13 protein-coding genes and 1 tRNA gene are annotated in these 13,724 nt (G+C 62.7%); 7 read left to right on the forward strand and 7 right to left on the reverse strand.

The features are described 5' to 3' along the window. Positions 1-21 precede the first annotated feature (21 nt). Both EXV95_RS06130 and EXV95_RS06135 read right to left on the reverse strand, forming a co-directional pair. The gene (locus EXV95_RS06130) at positions 22-1,254 is read right to left on the reverse strand and encodes a branched-chain amino acid ABC transporter substrate-binding protein (protein WP_055394034.1); all 1,233 of its coding nucleotides are present in this window, start codon (positions 1,252-1,254) and stop codon (positions 22-24) included. A 187-nt stretch (positions 1,255-1,441) separates the two neighbouring features. Then, positions 1,442-3,085 (reverse strand): 3-(methylthio)propionyl-CoA ligase, encoded by a 1,644-nt coding sequence (locus EXV95_RS06135; RefSeq protein WP_121420375.1) that lies wholly within the window; start codon positions 3,083-3,085, stop codon positions 1,442-1,444. 216 nt (positions 3,086-3,301) lie between these two features. On the opposite strand from EXV95_RS06135, the gene EXV95_RS06140 reads away from it, so the two are divergent. Next, entirely contained in the window at positions 3,302-3,988 is a 687-nt protein-coding gene (locus EXV95_RS06140; RefSeq protein WP_176886197.1) for a Crp/Fnr family transcriptional regulator, read from the forward strand. A 40-nt stretch (positions 3,989-4,028) separates the two neighbouring features. Here the strand turns inward: EXV95_RS06140 and EXV95_RS06145 are convergent, their stop codons facing one another. Next, entirely contained in the window at positions 4,029-5,735 is a 1,707-nt protein-coding gene (locus EXV95_RS06145) for a carboxylesterase/lipase family protein (RefSeq protein WP_176886199.1), read from the reverse strand. 194 nt (positions 5,736-5,929) lie between these two features. On the opposite strand from EXV95_RS06145, the gene EXV95_RS06150 reads away from it, so the two are divergent. The 6 genes from EXV95_RS06150 (at position 5,930) to EXV95_RS06175 (ending at position 10,650) form a co-directional block, all read left to right on the forward strand. Then, on the forward strand, positions 5,930-6,979 hold the full coding sequence (locus EXV95_RS06150) for an AraC family transcriptional regulator (RefSeq protein ID WP_176886200.1): 1,050 nt from the start codon (positions 5,930-5,932) through the stop codon (positions 6,977-6,979). Between the two features lie 76 nt (positions 6,980-7,055). Beyond that, positions 7,056-8,540, forward strand: coding sequence for a YdiU family protein (locus EXV95_RS06155; protein ID WP_176886201.1), 1,485 nt, complete (start codon positions 7,056-7,058; stop codon positions 8,538-8,540). Next, positions 8,537-8,950, forward strand: coding sequence for a peptide-methionine (R)-S-oxide reductase MsrB (gene msrB / locus EXV95_RS06160; protein WP_176886203.1), 414 nt, complete (start codon positions 8,537-8,539; stop codon positions 8,948-8,950). The genes EXV95_RS06155 and msrB overlap by 4 nt, the downstream gene beginning before the upstream one ends. 25 nt (positions 8,951-8,975) lie before the next feature. Continuing rightward, positions 8,976-9,524, forward strand: coding sequence for a septation protein A (locus EXV95_RS06165; RefSeq protein ID WP_176886204.1), 549 nt, complete (start codon positions 8,976-8,978; stop codon positions 9,522-9,524). Positions 9,525-9,536: 12 nt separating this feature from the next. Then, entirely contained in the window at positions 9,537-9,797 is a 261-nt protein-coding gene (locus tag EXV95_RS06170) for a BolA family transcriptional regulator (protein WP_176886205.1), read from the forward strand. Positions 9,798-9,864: 67 nt separating this feature from the next. Further along, positions 9,865-10,650 carry a peptidylprolyl isomerase gene (locus tag EXV95_RS06175; protein WP_055394051.1) on the forward strand — a complete coding sequence of 262 codons (786 nt, stop codon included), beginning with the start codon at positions 9,865-9,867 and terminating at the stop codon, positions 10,648-10,650. 150 nt (positions 10,651-10,800) lie between these two features. Here EXV95_RS06175 and EXV95_RS06180 read toward each other — a convergent pair whose 3' ends face one another. The 4 genes from EXV95_RS06180 to EXV95_RS06195 form a co-directional block, all read right to left on the reverse strand. Next, a complete protein-coding gene (locus EXV95_RS06180; protein ID WP_176886207.1) occupies positions 10,801-11,595 on the reverse strand; it encodes a DUF1624 domain-containing protein in 795 nt (264 codons plus the stop codon). A gap of 172 nt (positions 11,596-11,767) precedes the next feature. After that, a tRNA-Pro gene (locus EXV95_RS06185) sits at positions 11,768-11,844 on the reverse strand. Positions 11,845-12,050: 206 nt separating this feature from the next. Beyond that, positions 12,051-12,302: a translation initiation factor IF-1 gene (gene infA, locus EXV95_RS06190; RefSeq protein ID WP_010465645.1), complete on the reverse strand. Its 252-nt coding sequence runs from the start codon at positions 12,300-12,302 to the stop codon at positions 12,051-12,053. Positions 12,303-12,528: 226 nt separating this feature from the next. Beyond that, on the reverse strand, positions 12,529-13,554 hold the full coding sequence (locus EXV95_RS06195) for an HPP family protein (RefSeq protein WP_176888975.1): 1,026 nt from the start codon (positions 13,552-13,554) through the stop codon (positions 12,529-12,531). Positions 13,555-13,724 lie beyond the last annotated feature (170 nt).

Raw genomic sequence — 13,724 nt, forward strand, 5'->3', positions numbered from 1 at the left:
CTCGAAGCGATTGCGCAAGGCTTACGGGCGCTTCATCTGGCACGACGTGGGCGTGCTCGCCACATAGGGCTCGTAGTACTTCACAGGCACAAAGGTGTAACCCGTGTTTTCAGAGTCGATCGGGAACTTGCCGCCAGCCTTCTCCCACTTGGAGATGAACAGGCCCTGCTGCAGTTGGTGATCGGTCTTGCGCATCTCGACTTCGCCATTGAAGCTCTTGAACTTCATGCCCTCGAACGCAGCAGCCACCTTGACCGGATCGGTCGACTTGGCCTTGGTAAAACCTTCGGACAGCATCGTGAACGCGTGGTAAACCGCGCCCGTGTACATGTCGTCGTTGAACTTCTTCTTGTAGTCCACCACGATCTGGTTCAGCGGCCCGGGCAGGTTCATGTGGGCATAGGCCACCATGTAGACGCGCCCTGCTGCGGCCGAGCCCATAGCGGTGGGGCTGCCAGTGACCGAGCCGTAGTAGGTGTAGAAGTTGACGTTGTTCAGGCCCGCGTCGTTGGCGGCCTTGATCAGCAGCGCCAGATCAGAACCCCAGTTGCCGGTGATCACGCTGTCGGCGCCCGACTGCTTGATCTTGGCAATGTAGGGAGAGAAATCACGGACCTGAGCCAGCGGGTGCAGATCGTCGCCGACGAACTGCACGTCAGGGCGCTTGCGCTGCATCATTTCCTTGGCGAACTTGGAGACCTGGTGGCCGTGCGAGTAGTTCTGGTTGATCAGGTAGACCTTCTTGACCTCGGGCATGTCCTTCATGTACGTGGTCAGGGCTTCCATCTTCATGGAGGTGTCAGCGTCCAAGCGGAAGTGCCAGTAGCTGCACTTGCTGTTGGTGAGGTCTGGGTCCACGGCAGCGTAGTTCAGGAACAGGACTTCCTTGCCAGGGTTGCGCGCGTTGTGCTTTTCCAGCGCATCCATGATCGCCAGTGCGGGGCCGGAGCCGTTGCCCTGCACCACGTAGCGCGCACCCTGGTCCATGGCCGAGCGCAGGGCGCTGGTGGTTTCCTGGGGACTGAGTTTGTTGTCGATGCCGATGATTTCGAATTTGACGCCTGCAGGGTTCTTCTTGTTGAACTCTTCTGCGATGAACTGGAAGCTCTTGAGCTGGTTCGTTCCCACTGCCGCCATCAGGCCAGACAGGGGGTCGAGCCAGGCGATTTTCACCGTCTCGCCCTTTTGAGCGAAGGCCCCGCCAGCGCTTGCCAAGATTACCGAGGCTGCTACAGCCTTAATAGCGAACTTCATGCTTTTGTCTCCTTGTAAATCGACACAACGCAGCGTACCGCGTTGCAACAAAGCGATGCTCAGGGATTGCCCCTACCAGCGTCGCACACGTGACTGGCGCAGCACTCCCCCGAGCGCGCACCAGCCTGGGGCAATGCAAAAAATGGCGTTCGCAAGCGATGCGCGCATGTGCACTGCCCCACCCTGATCACAGGCCTGGAAGCTTGTAATCCTTGAGCTGCTCACGCAGCTTGGTCTTGAGCATCTTGCCGGTGGCGCCCAATGGAATGGCATCAACGAACACCACGTCATCGGGGATCTGCCACTTGGCCGTCTTGCCTTCGTAGAAGGCCAGCAGCTCTTCGCGCGTCACCTCGGTGCCCGGCCGCTTGACCACGGCCACGATGGGGCGCTCGTCCCACTTGGGGTGGGGCATACCCACACAGGCCGCCATGGCAATTGCGGGGTGGGCCATCGCAATGTTCTCGATGTCGATGGAACTGATCCACTCGCCACCGGACTTGATCACATCCTTGCTGCGGTCGGTAATCTGCATGAAGCCGTCGGCGTCGATGGTGGCCACATCGCCCGTGGGGAACCAGCCCCGGCCCTGCGCGTCTTTGACGAGTGGATTGCCGCCCTCGCCCTTGAAATAGCTGCCGACGATCCACGGCCCCTTGACCAGCAAATCCCCGTAGGTCTTTCCATCCCAAGGCAACTCGCTGCCGTCGCCCCCCACGATCTTCATGTCCACACCGTAGATCGCGCGGCCCTGCTTTTGCAGGATCTTCATCTGGTCATCCTTGGACATGGCCAGGTGCTTGTTCTTCAAGGTGCACAGCGTGCCCAGCGGGCTCATCTCGGTCATGCCCCAGGCGTGCAGCACCTCCACGCCGTAGTCTTCCTTGAAGGCATGGATCATGGCGGGCGGGCAGGCCGAGCCACCGATGACAGTGCGGCGCAGCGTGGAGAACTTCAGACCCGCAGGCTTCATGTGGCCGAGCATCATCTGCCACACGGTGGGCACGCCAGCTGCGTAGGTAACCTTTTCGCCTTCGATCAGCTCGTAAATCGACTTTCCATCCATGGCGGGACCAGGGAACACCAGCTTGCAACCCGTGAGGGCCGCTGAGTAAGGAATGCCCCAGGCATTGACGTGGAACATGGGCACCACCGGCAGCACGGAGTCGCGTGCGGAAAGGCACATCACATCAGGCAGCGCTGCCGCATAGGCATGCAGCGTGGTCGAACGGTGGCTGTACAGCGCGGCCTTGGGGTTGCCCGTGGTGCCGCTCGTGTAGCACATGCTCGACGCGGAGTTCTCGTCAAACTCGGGCCAGGCGTAGTCGGGCGACTGCGCACCGATCCAGGCTTCGTAACTGGTGAGGCCAGGGATGCCTGAATCCGCAGGCAGCTTGTCGGCATCACACAGCGCCACCCACTTCTTCACCGTGGGGCACCTGGCATGCACGGCCTGCACGAGGGGCAGAAAGGTCACATCAAAACACAGCACCTGATCTTCGGCATGGTTCATGATCCACGCAATCTGGTCGGGGTGCAGGCGCGGGTTCACGGTGTGCAGCACACGGCCCGAGCCGCTCACACCAAAGTACATCTCCATGTGGCGGTAGCCGTTCCAGGCCAGCGTGGCTACGCGGTCGCTGAACTGCAGCTTCATTTCATCCAGCGCATTGGCCAGGCGGCGTGCGCGGACAGCCAGGTCGCGGTAGGTGTAGCGATGGATGTCGCCCTCGACCCGGCGGGACACGATTTCGGCGTCGCCATGGTGGCGCTCGGCGAACTCGATCAGCGACGAAATCAGCAACGGTTGGCTCTGCATCAGGCCCAGCATGTGTGCTCCTTGGATGTTGTAGTGAAGGGAACGATCATCGTAGCGCGGGGGTTCTCATGGCGGTGTCGCCCAGGCAAGCGGCCCCGCCAGACCGACACCCCCAACAGGGGTTCAGTGTGCGCGTGTCCAGCGTGCCTGCCAACACCTGTCGTCCCGTTGACAAAGGGCAAGGGAATACCCTGAACGTACGGCTCCCGAACAACGACAATCACGCCCATGCTCAGCTCCGCGCCGTCCGCACAGCGATTCATCGAAGCCCAGTCCTGGTTTGCAGGTGTCCCCGTGGCCCTGCAGGAGAGGCTGCGCGACGAGGTGTCCGCGCAGCACGCCGACAAGGGCACAGTCATGATGCCGGCCGGCAGCGCGGTGCAGGGCTGGCATGCAGTGTTGTCAGGCTTGGTGATGCTGCAAAGCCCCGCCAGCCAGGGCCGCGCATCGGCATTTATCGGAGTACCTGATGGCGAGTGGTTTGGTGAAGGCTCAGCCATGAAACCCGAGCCCCGCCGGTACCACGTGGTGGCGCTGCGGCCCACCACGCTCCTGTGCCTGCCGCTGCCACTGTTTGCCACGCTGCGCGAGACCAGCCTGGGCTTCAACCAGTTTCTGGTGCAGCACCTGAACATGCGCCTGGGCCAGGCCATGACGATCATCGAGGCCGGGCGCACGCAATCCCCCGAACACCGCGTGGCGCTGTACCTGAGCCGCCTGTTCTGGCGCAGCACACGGCGGCTGAACCTCACGCAGGAAGAGCTCGGCCAACTGGTGGGCCTGTCACGCCAGACGGTGAACAAGGTACTGCGTGTGCTGGAAGGCCGGGGCATCGTGTCGCTGGACTTCGGCCGTGTGGCTATCGTGGACGACGAGGCGCTGAACGCGTACCTCGCCGCCACTGCGGCACGCTGACGCACCGCAGAGTGCACAAACACGTTCACCCTCATCCCTCTCACTGCACGCTCAGGCGCACGGCCTTCTGGTCGGCGTCGAACACGAGACGACTTGGCCACGGCGTCCAGTTTTGGTTGACCGTTGCGTTGTTCGGGTTGCCCGTGTGCACAAAGGCACGCATGGTGTCCATCATCGCGCGCGACAGCGCCAGTCGGCCGGGCTGATTGGCCGTGCTGTTGGTGGCCTTGGCAAAGACCGAAGGTCCAAAGTTGCCGAACAGGAACGGCAGGTCAAACGCATGCGCCGCGCCATACACATCGTTCCAGGGCGCGGGCTGCTGGGCCCAGTTGAACTGGTAGCTCCATACCGTGGATTGCTGACTGCGCAGGGTATTGAGCAGGTTGTCGCGGCTCGGATCGATGAACACACTGCCCAGCAGGCGGGTGCGCGCGTTGTAGCCCGTGCCGGGCGCCGTGACCGGCAGGTAAGAGGCATCCAGGATGTCGCCAGCCGTGAGCGTGGTGGGAGCATCGGGGTTGAAGTTCTGCATCATCACAAAGCGCTCGGCGTCGGAGATCTTCATGCCCGGCTTGCCGCCCAGCAGTGCCAGGAAAGGCGCAAACAGCTTGCCCTCATCGCCCGTGTAGCCAGACAGCACGGGCACCTTGTGATAGCGGCCAGCGCCCATTTCTGCGATCGGGTCTGCGGGCACCACCACGCCATCAGGGATGGGGCCCGAGCCCGTGAGACCGTTCTTGAGCACCGTCTGCAGCACTACCCGCGCGTCCTTGCCACGCAGGTAGCTGGCTACCTGCGCAGGGGTCCATCCCGCAACGAGCGCCTGTGCATCGGCAAGCGCAGGCGCCAGGCCATCGGCCAGCGCCAGATGCGCCAGCAGCATGCCCGCCTGCGCGGTGTACCGGGAGGCCGGGTTGAGCGTGGGAATCGAACCGGGCGGCAGGTTCGTCGCCAGCGAAATTCCGCCACTGACCGGTACGAGCTTGTGGAACAACCCCGCGGCCTGGGGCGCGACCAGCAGCGCCAGCGCGTTGATGGCGCCTGCGGACTGCCCCATCAGCGTGACATTGCCCGCATTGCCGCCAAAGCTGGAAATGTTGTTCTGGATGAAGCGAAGTGCCTGCACGTTGTCGAGCAGCGCGTAGTTGCCGGTGTAGGGCTGCGTGCCGGTGTGCAGTGGCGGCATCTGGAAGTAGCCCAGAACGTCGAGCCGGTAGTTGGCCGTGACCACCACGGCGTTGGCAGACCGTGCCAGCGCAGCGCCGTCGTAGACGGGATCGGCCGTATAGCCCGAGATAGCACTGCCGCCATGCAGGAACAGCAGCACAGGCAGCTTGTCTTGCGAGGTGGCTGGGCGCCAGATATTGAGGGTCAGGCAGTCCTCGCTGCCTACCGGCGTGCCCAGGGTCTCGCCAATCGTGTTGTCAAACCGGTTGTTGGCACCGGGGCCGTAGATGCGGCCCATTTGCAGGCAGGCACTGCCAAAACGTGTGGCGTCACGCTCTCCGGACCAGGCGGCCGGGGCTGCGGGCGGTTGCCAGCGCAGCTCGCCCACGGGTGGCTTGGCAAACGGAACACCTTTCCACGCGTAGGTGCCGGTCACCGCACTGTCGTCCACACCGCGCAAGGTGCCGTAGACCGTCTCGCGCACCTCGGGCGCAGAGCCGGAACCACCGCCGCAGCCCACCATTGCTGCGGCCGAAAACACCGCTCCCAACCATTGCAAACGCCAGCGCGAATCGACCATGTCTTGTCTCCTTGGGGGTTTTCAGGAATGGGTCGGGCCTCTGTCTGCAGTCACACTACGGGCAGGGCACAACCTCGGAGGCGATTGTGGGAACCAGGTGGCGTTTGGCTACTATCGCAACCTTGCCAAAACACTGACTTCAGGCCACCACCGCGCGTAAACCCTGATCCGCCATTTCTTCTATTCGCCACCCCATGACTCCCCGCACAAGCTCTGCCGCCTGGGTGCGCGGCATCACCGACATGATGGCCGCCGAAGGCTTGCCTGCTGCCGAGTTATGCGCCGAAGCGGGCATCGATCTGGCGGCGCTGCAACTGCCACAAACCCGTGTGGACGTGGACAAGATCAGCCGCCTGTGGGAGCTGGCGGTGGCACGTTCGGGCAAGGTGGCGCTGGGGCTGTGCCCGCAGCTCACGGCGCGCTACGGCAATGTGGATGTGGTGGGCTACGCGCTGGCGTCCGGCCCCAACCTGTTGGTGGGTTTTCAGCACCTTACGCGCCACATGGCGGTGATCTCGGACTGCACCACCTTCGCGCTGGATCACGATGCACGCGGCTACTGGATCTCCATCGCGCACATCGGCGCCACCCGCCCCATTCCGCGCCAGCGTGTCGAATACGCCCTGCTCACATTGTTCACGCTGTGCTGCTGGCTCACACGCCGGGAGCTTCGACCTCTGGCTGTGGAGCTGACCACGCCACAACCCGCCGCCACCGGTGAGGCGCCCTACCACGTGGCGTTTGGCATGCTGCCCCGCTTCGGGCAGGCAGCCAACCGGTTTTTGCTGGCCGAGGCCGATCTGCGGGCCGACATCCCCACACACAACCCCAGCCTGTGGGCCCTGCACGAGCGGCTGGTAGAGACCGAACTGGACCACCTGGGCCAGTCTCTCACCAGCACACGCGTGCGCACCGAGGTAGCCCGCATCCTGCACCGGGGCGAGCCCCGCCGCGAAGACGTGGCCGCGCGCCTGCACCTGACGGACCGCACGCTGCAGCGGCGCCTGCAGGCCGAATCCGTCAGTTACCAGCAGTTGCTGGACGACACCCGCTGTGAACTGGCACGCCAGTACCTCAGCGACGAGCGCCGAAGCCTGGCCGAGGTGGCCGACCTGCTGGGCTTTGCCGACCAGAGCAACCTGTTTCGGGCCTGCAAGCGCTGGTTTGGCCTGCCGCCGGGCCAGTACCGCGCACAGGTGTTGCACCCCGAGGCCGAAGGCCAAGGCACAACCCAGGCCGCATAGGCCAGGCTGCATAGGCCGGGCAGTGGTCCAAGGCCCTGCAAGGGCCGGGGCATCCGGGGTGCGAGACAATCCACCCATGAACCTGCCCGCCGAAAGCGTGACCCCCACCGCCGATATCGGCCTGGCCTGGAAGCACGGATTTGCCGCCCTGGGACCGGACTTTTTCACCGAACTTCGCCCCACTCCGCTGCCCTCCCCCCACTGGGTGGGCACCAGCACTGCCGTTGCACAGCTGATCGGCCTGGACGCAGACTGGTTGCAGCGGGACGAAGCCCTGCAAGCCTTCACCGGCAACACGCTGCTTGCAGGCTCTCGGCCCCTGGCCAGCGTCTACAGCGGCCACCAGTTTGGCGTTTGGGCTGGCCAACTGGGTGATGGCCGCGCCATCTTGCTGGGAGAAACTGCGGCGGGCCTCGAAATCCAGCTCAAGGGCGCTGGCCGCACCCCCTACTCCCGCATGGGCGACGGGCGCGCTGTGCTGCGCTCCAGCATCCGTGAATTCCTGTGCAGCGAGGCCATGCATGGCCTGGGCATTCCGACATCCCGCGCACTGTGCATCACCGGTTCGCCCGCGCCCGTGCGCCGCGAAGAGGTCGAAACAGCGTCCGTGGTCACGCGTGTGGCCCCCAGTTTTGTGCGTTTTGGCCATTTCGAGCACTTTGCAGCCAACGACCTGCAAGCACAGCTCAAGACCCTGGCCGACCACGTTGTCGACCGCTACTACCCCGAATGCCGGGACACCCGCGACTTCGGCGGCAACGCGTATGCCGCCCTGCTGCAGGCCGTGAGCGAACGCACCGCACACCTGATGGCACTGTGGCAGGCAGTGGGCTTTTGCCATGGGGTGATGAACACCGACAACATGAGCATCCTGGGGCTGACCATTGACTACGGCCCTTTCCAGTTTCTGGACGCCTTTGTGCCCGGCCATGTGTGCAACCACAGCGACAACCAGGGCCGCTATGCCTACAACCGCCAGCCCAATGTGGCGTACTGGAACCTGTTCTGCCTGGCGCAGGCCTTGTTGCCGCTGATCGGCGACCCGGAGCTGGCAAAAGGTGCCTTGGAGTCCTACAAAACCGTCTTCCCGGAAGCGTTCATGGCCCGCATGCGCAGCAAACTGGGGCTGGCCCAGGCACGCGAGAAAGATGCAGAACTGATCGACGGCATCTTGGTGCTGCTGACCCAGAACGGCGTGGACTACACCATCTTCTGGCGCCGCCTGTCGCACGCGGTGCAGCAGAACGATTTTGAGCCGGTACGCGACCTGTTCGCCGACCGGAACGCCTTTGACGGCTGGCTGCTATCATATTCAGAGCTATTAGCGCTTGATAATCAAGCGCTAGCGGCCAATTTGATGCTAAAAAACAATCCCAAGTTCGTTTTGCGCAACCACCTGGGCGAGCAGGCCATCCGCGCCGCGAAACTTGGCGACTTCGGCGAACTCAAAACCCTGCAGCGGCTGCTGGAGCACCCCTTCGACGAGCATCCTGGGCACGACGCCTACGCAGCCTTCCCGCCCGACTGGGCTTCTTCCATCGAAATCAGCTGTTCATCATGACCTACCCCGTCCAGAAATCCGATGCTGAATGGCAAGCCGTCCTCAAGGACAAGGGCGCGGAGCCCGTCGCCCTGCAGGTCACATGCCACGCTGCCACCGAGCGGCCATTCACCGGCAAATACGAAGCCCATTGGGCCGATGGCAGCTACCACTGCATCTGCTGCGGTGCGAAACTGTTCGATTCCGTCACCAAGTTCGACGCCGGCTGTGGCTGGCCCAGCTTCTCGCAAGCCATCCCCGGCGCCATCACCGAGATCGTGGACCGCAGCCATGGCATGGTCCGCACGGAGACCGTGTGTGCACAATGCGGGGCCCACCTGGGCCATGTCTTTGAAGATGGCCCCACCCCCACCGGCCTGCGCTACTGCATGAACTCGGCCTCGCTGGATTTCGAATCCGGCAAAGACTGAGCCCCGAGACCCGCCCCCTGACCCCATGAAAATTCTGATCGACTTCTTCCCCATCCTGCTGTTCTTCGGGGCCTACAAGTTCTATGGCATCTATGTGGGCACGGCGGTGCTCATGGGCGCCACCGTCGCGCAGATGGCATTGATCTACGCCATCGACCGGCGCCTGCAGACCATGCACAAGGTCACCCTGGTGCTGATCCTGCTGTTCGGCACGCTCACGCTGGTGCTGCAGGACGACCGCTTCATCAAGTGGAAGCCCACGGTGCTGTACGGCGCCATGTCCATCGCCCTCGCGGTGGCGGTGTGGGCCATGCAAAAGAACTTCCTCAAGATGCTGCTGGGCAGCCAGCTGACGCTGCCGGAGAGCGTGTGGCACCGGCTGAACGTCGCCTGGATCGTGTACTGCGCCTTCATGTCGGCCATCAACGCGTATGTCGTCGTCAACTTCAGCACCGAGGCCTGGGTGGATTTCAAGCTCTGGGGCTACGCCTTCCCGCTGGTCTTCCTGGTGGGCCAGGGCATCTATGTGGCGCCCCACATCAAGGGCGATGAAGGCGACGAGCCTGCAGCCTGAAAGACACCTGCCATGACCACCCTTGCCCAGCAGATGTACCAGACCCTGGCGGACCGGCTCACGCCCACAGCCCTGGAAGTGCTGGATGAAAGTGCCGCCCATGCAGGGCACGCCGGGGCCAACGGCACCGGCTTTGGCACCCATTTTCGGGTGCGCATTTCGTCACCTTTGTTTACAGGCAAGCCCCGCGTTGCGCAGCATCGCCTTGTGTATGATGCGCTGCAAGAATTTATTGACCAAGGCGTTCACGCCCTCGCCATTGAAGTTCTCTGAACCGGCCCCCATATCCTCTGTTGCCGGAACTCAGCTGGCACACAACCTCTCATTTTTTGGATTCCGCATGAAGAAACAGCTCCTGTCCGGCCTCGTGGCCGCTGCCGTGCTGGGCACGTTGGCCCTGCCCGTTTCCGCCCAGAATGTCGCCATCGTCAACGGCAAGGCCGTGCCAAAAGAACGCGTCGAGGCCCTCAAGCAGCAGGTGGAACGCTCGGGCCGTCCTGTGACGCCTGACATCGAAGGCCAGATCAAGGAAGAAGTCATCACCCGCGAAATCTTCATGCAGGAAGCGCAAAAGCGCGGCCTGGAAGGCTCGGCAGACTACAAGGCACAAATGGATCTGGCCCGCCAGACCATTCTGATCCGCGAACTGTTCGCCGACTACCAGAAAAAGAACCCTGTGACCGACGCCGAGATCCAGGCTGAGTACGACAAGTTCGTGGCAGCCAACAGCGGCAAGGAATACAAGGCCAGCCACATCCTGGTGGAAAAGGAAGCGGATGCCAAGGCCATCATCGCCTCCATCAAGAAGGGCGCCAAGTTTGAAGACATCGCCAAGAAGCAGTCCAAGGACCCAGGTTCTGGCGCCAAGGGTGGCGACCTGGATTGGGCCAATCCTTCGAGCTACGTGAGCGAATTCACGGAAGCCCTGGTCAAGCTCCAAAAGGGCAAGATGACCGACGCTCCCGTGAAGAGCCAGTTCGGCTGGCACGTTATCCGCCTGGACGACGTGCGCCAGGCAGAACTGCCCAAGCTGGAAGAAGTGAAGCCCCAGGTGGCCCAGCAGCTGCAACAGCAAAAGCTGGCCAAGTTCCAGGAAGACCTGCGCGCCAAGGCCAAGGTCGAGTAACTGGGAAGGCAACTGCGCATCTGCTTTGGCAATGCACTCAAAAAACGCGGCCAGGCCGCGTTTTTTTATGGGAGGGTGGAAAAGCGCCCCACGGTGACCGGAGCGGCAGCGGGGCCTATGGGTGCAGACCCCAGAGCGGTCCCCGGCCCACTAACCCCTCGATATCCAGGCTACCGCCATCAGCAGCCCAATCATGACCGGCTGGTGCACCATGTAATAGCTCAGGCTCCACCGTCCCAGCAGTGCCAGCGGCTGCAAGCCTTGGGGAACCCGCCACCCCAGCCAGTGGCCCCGACCCGCAGCCATGGCCCATTGGCCGGCAGCCAGCCCCCACCACAACACCCCCAACCAAGGCAGCACGGGTACGTAGTCTTCGGTAAAAGGCTTGCGCGACACCAAACCCAGCCAGTTGAGCGCGCGCCCATTGAACCAGGGCGCAGCTTCGGCCCATGCACCCACCAAAAGCTGGTGCGCTACCGATGGCAACGCCACAGCCACCAACCCGGCAAGCCACAGCCACCTCCCCCACCCTGCGGTACACCGGGCAATGAGCAGCATTACAGCCATACCGTGCAGCACGCCAAAATGGATGAAGCTGTGGGGAAACATCACGAACGACCCCGCAGACACCAGCAGCGCGCAGCCAGCGATCTGCAACCACCGCCGACCAAACCGAGGCCACCGCTGCCCTTGGTGCAGCGCAATGGCCTGCCCCAGCCCGGCGCAGAACAGGAACAAGCTCACGATCACCGTCCGCTGCGAGGTCCAGAATGGGTCGGCGCGGAAATTCTGCGGCCAGAAGCCCAGATGGCTCAGGTCAAAGCAAAAGTGGAAGACCGTCATCCACACCATTGCCAGGCCGCGCAATGCATCTACGCTGTCATAACGTGGTGACGGCTGGAGCGAGGAGAACGGGGCAAGCGGCAAGGGAAGCGCACGGTTCATGGCAATACCAGCGGAAGGTGTCGGTGCGGACACTTGCCCGCCCTATGGGCCCGATGGTACGCAAATCCAACTCCGTCTTGCCACGCGGGTCGAACCATACATTCCAACAAGCAAAAAAGAATGCGGGCAAGAAAAAAGGCCTTGCAGCATGTGCTGCAAGGCCTTCAAACATTGGTCGGAGCGGCGGGATTCGAACTCGCGACCCTCTGCTCCCAAAGCAGATGCGCTACCAGGCTGCGCTACGCTCCGACAGCTCGTATTCTAACCCGGCAATTTCCCTGTTTTTGGTTCAATGAGTGCTTTTTGTGTTTTTTTTAAAAGCACGGTGCGAAGACCTGAACCGGGAAAGCACCGCCTCTGGGAGAAACAGTGCGCAGATGAAGGAACACAAGAAACCGTTTGCCCCAAGAGCCGGAACAAGCAAGCGCCAGTCCGTGTCTCACCGGGGCCGAATATCAACGATTGCCCGAAGGGCCGGGACCGCGACCGGCCAGATGGCGGAACGTGATGCGTCCTTTGGACAAATCGTAGGGCGACATTTCCAGCGACACTTTGTCACCCGCCAGAATGCGGATGTGGTGCTTGCGCATCTTGCCGCCCGTGTAGGCGATCAGTTGGTGACCGTTGTCCAGCGTCACGCGAAAGCGCGAGTCGGGAAGGACTTCCGTCACGGAGCCTTGCATTTCAATGAGTTCTTCTTTGGCCATGTTCTATCTTTTCAAAACAAATATTCTGTGATCGGCACCTGACGCTTGTGCATCCACCACGGCAGCTACGGCGTGGTCGGTGCTCGACACACGGTGCATTGCGGGCGGTGGGAGTCGCTGCACCCGGGGCGCAGATCAGGCAGAGGGCCGGGGGAGACGGCTTCAATGGACAGGCATAAGCACTGTGCAAAGCCTGTCAATTGTACCGCGATGTACCGCGTCTTGCCTATGGGGCAGCTTGCTCTTCGGTCGGCGCACGCCCGCGCACCGAGGTGGGACCCGCAGAGCCTCCCTCATCGCGCCCTTGCACAGCTGCTGCCAACGTCCGCACAAGGTCCGTCTGTGTGATCACCCCTACCAAAAGGCCCTCGCTCTCCACAATGGGAATATGGTGGTGCCCGCCCTGGGAAAACAGAGGGACGAGATCCATGGCGTGCTGCCCCACGTGGGCCACCTGGACCGGGTGCGACATGATTTCGCCCACATTCTGGGGCTGCCCCGTACGCCCCATGACCAGTGTCCGCAAACGCTGCCCCAAACCTTCATGCATATCCAGGTTGGCCAGCCGCATGAAGTCCGCCACCGTCACAATACCTACCACCAGGCGTTGAGCATCCACCACGGGCAGCGCCTTGATCTGCTGGGCGCGCATCAACGCCCAGGCGTCTTTAAGGGAAACCCCCGCCTCCACCGCAAACGGTGGCCTGGACATGATGTCCGAACAGCGAACCTCCCCCAGCGTCCGCTGGAAGGCTGCACGGCCCGCCAAGTGCAACAGCCCTTCCAGATCGGCACGGCTCACGTCCAGCACCTGGTTGTAGTGTGCCAACGCTGCATCCACATCCGAGGCGGTAAAACCGCCCTGAGCAATATCGGTTCGGGCCGCCATCCGCTGAGGATGGGGGTACCGGCGCCCTGTGAGGCCGTTGTAGACCACGGCCGAGACCAAGAGAACGATCACATTGAACAGGATGGGAAATGCGGCCAGATGCCACCCGTCCCCCGCGGTCAGCACGACATACAGCGCCATTGCTCCGCCCGGTGGATGCAGGCAACGCAGGGGCACCATCAGCGCAATAGCCAACCCCACCGCAACCGCCCCTGCAAGCGCCGGGTCCGGAATGAACGCGGAGCAAACGGCGCCCACCAGCGCAGACAAAGTACTTCCTCCCAGGACCGGCCAGGGCTGGGCCAGTGGACTGGACGGCATGCCAAACACCAGGACCGCACTCGCCCCCAGCGATGCCACCATCCAGGGACCTGCGCTGCTTCCCCCTGCCCACCAGCGGCTGAGCAATCCCGTCAGCAGTACACCGATCACGGCGCCCACAATGAAGCGAAGCCTTTCGCGTCCGTCGATACCCAACGGTGCGGGCCAGAAATGGCGCAACCATCGGGCTAGACGCACCCGCATGGATTGGG

This window comes from Acidovorax sp. JMULE5, from assembly GCF_013376875.1.
Lineage (GTDB): Bacteria > Pseudomonadota > Gammaproteobacteria > Burkholderiales > Burkholderiaceae_C > Acidovorax > Acidovorax facilis.

Bases quoted from the DNA above. Each gene is read 5' to 3' on its own strand.
- EXV95_RS06180 (WP_176886207.1), bottom strand. From the start codon at position 11,595: ATGAACCGTGCGCTTCCCTTGCCGCTTGCCCCGTTCTCCTCGCTCCAG.
- msrB (WP_176886203.1), top strand. From the start codon at position 8,537: ATGACCTACCCCGTCCAGAAATCCGATGCTGAATGGCAAGCCGTCCTC.
- EXV95_RS06140 (WP_176886197.1), top strand. From the start codon at position 3,302: ATGCTCAGCTCCGCGCCGTCCGCACAGCGATTCATCGAAGCCCAGTCC.
- EXV95_RS06175 (WP_055394051.1), top strand. From the start codon at position 9,865: ATGAAGAAACAGCTCCTGTCCGGCCTCGTGGCCGCTGCCGTGCTGGGC.
- infA (WP_010465645.1), bottom strand. From the start codon at position 12,302: ATGGCCAAAGAAGAACTCATTGAAATGCAAGGCTCCGTGACGGAAGTC.
- EXV95_RS06165 (WP_176886204.1), top strand. From the start codon at position 8,976: ATGAAAATTCTGATCGACTTCTTCCCCATCCTGCTGTTCTTCGGGGCC.
- EXV95_RS06150 (WP_176886200.1), top strand. From the start codon at position 5,930: ATGACTCCCCGCACAAGCTCTGCCGCCTGGGTGCGCGGCATCACCGAC.
- EXV95_RS06170 (WP_176886205.1), top strand. From the start codon at position 9,537: ATGACCACCCTTGCCCAGCAGATGTACCAGACCCTGGCGGACCGGCTC.
- EXV95_RS06195 (WP_176888975.1), bottom strand. From the start codon at position 13,554: ATGGTGGCATCGCTGGGGGCGAGTGCGGTCCTGGTGTTTGGCATGCCG.
- EXV95_RS06135 (WP_121420375.1), bottom strand. From the start codon at position 3,085: ATGCTGGGCCTGATGCAGAGCCAACCGTTGCTGATTTCGTCGCTGATC.
- EXV95_RS06130 (WP_055394034.1), bottom strand. From the start codon at position 1,254: ATGAAGTTCGCTATTAAGGCTGTAGCAGCCTCGGTAATCTTGGCAAGC.
- EXV95_RS06145 (WP_176886199.1), bottom strand. From the start codon at position 5,735: ATGGTCGATTCGCGCTGGCGTTTGCAATGGTTGGGAGCGGTGTTTTCG.
- EXV95_RS06155 (WP_176886201.1), top strand. From the start codon at position 7,056: ATGAACCTGCCCGCCGAAAGCGTGACCCCCACCGCCGATATCGGCCTG.